This window comes from Microcystis sp. M49636_WE2, from assembly GCF_030065375.1.
Lineage (GTDB): Bacteria > Cyanobacteriota > Cyanobacteriia > Cyanobacteriales > Microcystaceae > Microcystis > Microcystis aeruginosa_C.
This window is the reverse complement of record NZ_JASJFG010000437.1, coordinates 1-4,890: the sequence shown is the minus strand read 5'-3', so window position 1 is coordinate 4,890 and position 4,890 is coordinate 1. Positions and strand designations below refer to the sequence as shown.

Below are 4,890 nucleotides of genomic sequence, written 5' to 3'. Positions count from 1 at the left end.
GCGGTCAGAGACGCTATCGTAGTAAACAAGCCGAAGCTCCCTGGTATCTTCTTACTAATCTTGACTCTTTAGAGAAGACTTTAAAGTTATATGAATCTCGTTTTGGCATTGAAGCTATGTTCAAAGATTGTAAAACGGGAGGTTATAATATCGAGAAGACTAAAGTTAGTGAACCTCGCTTTTTAGCTCTTGTTTTATTGATTGCTATCGCCTATTCTTTAAATACGATACGGGGTCAAGAACTCAATATTTTACCCCACCGTGTTTATATTTGTCGCCTCAAAGAATCTAGTCGTTCTGCTGAAAGACATAGTGATTTTTGGATAGGTACTTATGGTACTTTTTGGGTTGAGTCGATGGATACTTTCTCGGAACTTGCCTTTTCTTTGATCCGCCTCAAACCCCAGAAAAACCCTTATTTCTCCAAAGGGTTAACGGCTATGAGCCTTATAAAGCAAGCTTTTTAACTGTTCTGTCACCCCTTGAGCAATATTACAGAAATATCCACTGCCGAGAAATTATCGGTTTTCAATTAATACAAATGTATGAACAACCGCGTGTAAGCATCTCGCGTTTGCGGGTGCGATTTGTTTCTAGTCCAAGAATAGCCTAAATCCCTGATAGGGTAGGGCGTAAAGCTAGGGTGGGAATGGTAGAGAGAAAACCACAACTACCCATAACTGATAATTGGATGTAGGTAGGGCTGGCTGAATATCAGTGGAAACCCTGCTGGAAAAGGGTTTTGGGCTTTTTTTCCAGAAAAGTGTCAGAAACAAAGGTTGAGAAATCGAGCCGAGGGACTCAAAACCCTTGCACTTCCGCTCTTTGATCGCCAGATAAAATTCAGAAACTAAGCGACTAAACTACAATTTTACCAACTGTGTGGCTTCTGGATTCGCTCTGGGAACTTATTCAGCAAATTATAAGTATAAATACTTATTTCTTGGGTGAGATGATCCCTCTCATTAGTTCCTGTAGGATGGGAGCATCTGGTTCTGGCTCTGTTGAATCTCAAGTGAAACAAATTGGTTTTTGTCTTAAAATTACTGGTGCAAGTTGGAATTCTGGCAATGTACCGCAAGTCCTCCGTCATCGCTGTGCCTATCCGAATGGTTCTCTTTTTTAACTTCTTTATTTACCTCATTAACTCCATGTGCAACTAATTTTTTAATCTTGATTTACAACTGACGGTGCGCTCATTTTCCACATATAGTGTTTTTGGATTAAGCTATCCACTGCCTGTAGTGGCATAAGTTGAACTAATACCACTACGGGTAGGTTTGATCAGTCATTGAAACACTACCTATAGTGATTCCCGAACCGAGAGTACAAGGCTTTCAGAAATCAGCACAATCAGATTAACGTCTAGAACTCTGATTCTGTAGTTCTGAGTTGCACATTTCGTTTATTATTAAGCATAAATGCTTATTGACAATATGAGATGATGCCTGTAAAGTCGCGGACAAAATAATCAGGCGTTGCCGAATCAAGGTATGAATGCTAACTGTGCATCGTATGCAAAAGTTAGTTTCGGTCGAGGTTTTAAACATCCCACAAAAGAAGCGATGATGATTCATGATTCTTTAACTATCATACATATTCTCCGCGAACGAGCGGAAAAACGACCCCGAGAGCGAGTGTATACTTTTCTGGCCGATGGAGAAACCGAGTCGAGCCATCTGACCTATGAGAGTTTAGATCGACAGGCGCGGGTGATCGCTGGTGAACTTCAGAAAAGAACCGTCCGTGGCGAACGGGCCCTGCTGCTTTACCCTGCGGGACTAGAATTTATCGCCGCCTTTTTCGGATGCCTGTACGCTGGAGTGATTGCGGTTCCCGCCTATCCTCCCCGGGCTAATCGCTCGATGAACCGACTCCTCTCGATTACCTCCGACGCGCAGGCTACCGTCATCCTGACTACGGCATCCCTACAACCGACGATCAAACAGTGGTTAGCGCAGACTCCAGCCTTGAGTGAAGTGAGTTGTCTAGCCACCGAGATCCTCGACGAACGGGGAGCCGAGGACTGGGGAGAGGTCGCCATCGCCAGTCAGGATCTAGCCTTTCTCCAGTATACTTCTGGTTCGACGGGAACGCCCAAGGGGGTCATGGTGAGTCACGGCAACATCGTACACAACTCGGAGTCGATCCGGCGATCCTTTGAACTGACCCCAGAAAGTGTCTCGGTGACTTGGTTACCCAGTTTTCACGATATGGGCCTGATCGATGGAGTCCTGCAACCGGTCTACACGGGATTTCCTGCGGTGATTATTCCCCCGGTGCACTTTCTCATGCGACCGATGCGCTGGTTACGGGCGATTGATCGCTATCGAGCCACCCATTCCGGCGGCGCGAACTCGGCCTACGATCTCTGTACCCGCAAGCTCTCCACACCGGAGGCGGAATCACTGGATCTGAGCAGTTGGCTCAGTGCTTATAACGGTTCCGAGCCAGTACGACGCACCACCCTAGAACGGTTTACCGCTAAATTTGCAGTCAGTGGATTCCGCCCGCATTTCTTCTATCCCTGTTATGGTCTCGCCGAGTCCACGCTCATGGTATCCGGCGGTCGGCTCCCCGCTCCTCCAGTCTATGTGCGGGTGCGACCAGAAGACCTACAGGAAGGTCGGATCGTTCCGAACCCCAGCGAGGGGCTAGATTTGGTGGGTTGCGGACAAGCCTGGCTAGAGACAGAGATCGCCATCGTCGATCCAACCACCCTAACCCGTTGTCCATCGGGGCGGGTGGGCGAGATCTGGGTAGGTGGGGGATCGGTGGCTCAGGGCTACTGGCAGCGTCCTTCCCAAACGGAACAAACCTTTCAAGCCTACTTAGCGGACACTGGCGAGGGGCCTTTCCTCCGGACCGGCGACCTAGGTTTTCTTGAGGATAACGAACTATTCGTCACGGGACGGATCAAGGATGTCATTATCCTCATGGGTCGCAATTACTATCCCCAAGATATCGAACTCACCGTCGAACAAAGTCATCCCGCCCTGCGGCCAGGATTGGGGGCCGCCTTCGCCGTGACCGGGGAAGACGATCGGGAACGGCTAGTGGTGGTTCAGGAAGTGGAGCGTAGTTATCTCCGGGGTCTTGATCGCCAAGCGGTGATCCGGCAGATACGGGAGGCGGTCGCCAGGCATCATGATTTACAGGTACATAAAGTGGTGTTGATTAAAACTGGAAGTATTCCCAAAACTTCGAGCGGTAAAATCCAACGTCACGCCTGCCGGAAACAGTTTCTCTCGGGAACCCTAGAGGAGATCGGACAGGAGAAAGAAACTTCGAGCCCTTCTCCCGAATCCCTGGCGGGATTAGAGGTCTAATAACAGTGTAAACAGCAGATTTGCTATTAGAAAACTTGAATGTAAACAGGAGCGGAATATGACAGAAGCCGTCGAAAAACTGCCAGAAAATCCCCCGCCGCTCTCGGGGAAATCGCCGAGAATCACCCTGAATAACCCCCGTTTAGTCTCAATTCAGCGCACTAGAGTACTGCTATTCAATCTCCTCGCTGTCGGGGGATGTCTGGGCTCTCTCTTTCTAGTCTGGCGCGGGGAGGTGAGCGCTCTCGATATCGGTCTGCTGGTAGGAATGTATATTCTGACCATGACTGGAATTACCGTCGGCTATCACCGCTATCTAGCCCACAAGGCTTTTGAAGCCCATCCCGCCGTAGCGGCGAGCCTTACCGTTCTCGGCGCCATGGCTGGTCAGGGGCCGCCAATCTACTGGGTCGCCAATCACCGACGACATCACCAGTACAGCGATCAACCGGGTGATCCCCATTCGCCGCACTTTCAAGGAGAGCGGGCTTTGAAGACCCTACCTGGTCTCTGGCACGCCCATCTCGGCTGGCTCTTCGACAAGGAGATCACCAACGCTTCCGTATTTGCGAAAGACCTATTGAAAGATCCCGCAATCGTGAAACTCAATCACCGCTATATGACTTGGTTGATCTTGGGATGGGTGATCCCCGCATTGATCGGCGGGATCGTGACCGGTACTTGGTGGGGATTGCTGTCAGGATTCTGGTGGGGAGGGATCACCCGACTCTTCCTATCGATGAACGGGGGTTACGCGATCAATTCCATCACCCATGTCTACGGGAGTCGTCCCTTTCAGACAAGGGAAAAAAGCACTAACCAGATGCTGGTCGGAGTTCTGACCCTAGGAGAAGGATGGCATAACAATCATCACGCTTTCCCAAACTCGGCTAAATTCGGTCTGGAGTGGTGGCAATGGGACTTCGGGTATTGGGTGATCCGGGCTCTAGAGAGCGGCGGTGTGATCTGGGGGGTGAAAGCCCCGTCCTCGGAGGCGATCGAGGCGAAAAAATCCACGGTACAGGAGGTTTAAAACCATGCTTGAACAACCGAATCTATCTACGCTCCCCGCAACGGGAAAAACCGAGCGGGAAATCCAAGAATGGCTCATCGCCTATCTAATCGATTTTCTGGAAGTGGCAGAAGACGATATTGATCTCGAAGCGTCCTTCGATAGTTACGCGCTAGATTCTACCGCCGCCGTTAGTATGACCGCAGATCTGGCAGATTGGTTGGGCTACGAACTAGAACCGAGTCTCTCCTGGGAGTATCCGAGCGTTCGCGCTATGGCTAGATATTTAGCGAGCGTGTAGTGTTCCCCACTTTCCCCTGGCGCTCGGACATCGCGAGCCTTCCCCCCAGTTTATCCCCGCCACCAAAGATTTCTATGAAAGTTTCTGAGCCGCTCGAACCCGCTAGAAAACCCCAGTTCGGGTTAAGCAGCGGGGGGTAAAGCCCATTCCATCTTCAAGGAGGGTTTTTTCGGCTGGTGACAGTAAGCAATCAAACCACAGAGAAGATTAACGCAAAAATTAACAGGGCTGCGGTGGCGGGAATGTTC

General features: G+C 50.0%; 4 protein-coding genes and 2 pseudogenes. 5 read left to right on the top strand and 1 reads right to left on the bottom strand.

Annotation, left to right across the window (positions count from 1 at the left end):
• From PX484_RS10510 to PX484_RS10490, 5 genes and pseudogenes are all read left to right on the top strand, one after another.
• On the top strand, positions 1-467 hold a 467-nt coding region (locus PX484_RS10510; protein WP_502882725.1), incomplete at its 5' end, for a transposase family protein.
• Positions 468-991: 524 nt separating this feature from the next.
• Positions 992-1,126 (top strand): annotated as a pseudogene (locus tag PX484_RS10505) (ISKra4 family transposase); the annotation flags it as partial.
• Positions 1,127-1,478: 352 nt separating this feature from the next.
• Positions 1,479-3,329, top strand: a complete 1,851-nt coding sequence (locus tag PX484_RS10500) for a fatty acyl-AMP ligase (protein ID WP_288103753.1) — start codon at positions 1,479-1,481, stop codon at positions 3,327-3,329.
• Between the two features lie 58 nt (positions 3,330-3,387).
• Positions 3,388-4,362: an acyl-CoA desaturase gene (locus PX484_RS10495; protein ID WP_287670892.1), complete on the top strand. Its 975-nt coding sequence runs from the start codon at positions 3,388-3,390 to the stop codon at positions 4,360-4,362.
• 4 nt (positions 4,363-4,366) lie between these two features.
• Positions 4,367-4,642 carry an acyl carrier protein gene (locus PX484_RS10490; RefSeq protein ID WP_002799842.1) on the top strand — a complete coding sequence of 92 codons (276 nt, stop codon included), beginning with the start codon at positions 4,367-4,369 and terminating at the stop codon, positions 4,640-4,642.
• Between the two features lie 122 nt (positions 4,643-4,764).
• On the opposite strand, the pseudogene PX484_RS10485 reads toward PX484_RS10490, so the two are convergent.
• Positions 4,765-4,890: pseudogene (locus PX484_RS10485) on the bottom strand (IS982 family transposase); the annotation flags it as partial.

Bases quoted from the DNA above. Each gene is read 5' to 3' on its own strand.
- PX484_RS10490 (WP_002799842.1), top strand. From the start codon at position 4,367: ATGCTTGAACAACCGAATCTATCTACGCTCCCCGCAACGGGAAAAACC.
- PX484_RS10495 (WP_287670892.1), top strand. From the start codon at position 3,388: ATGACAGAAGCCGTCGAAAAACTGCCAGAAAATCCCCCGCCGCTCTCG.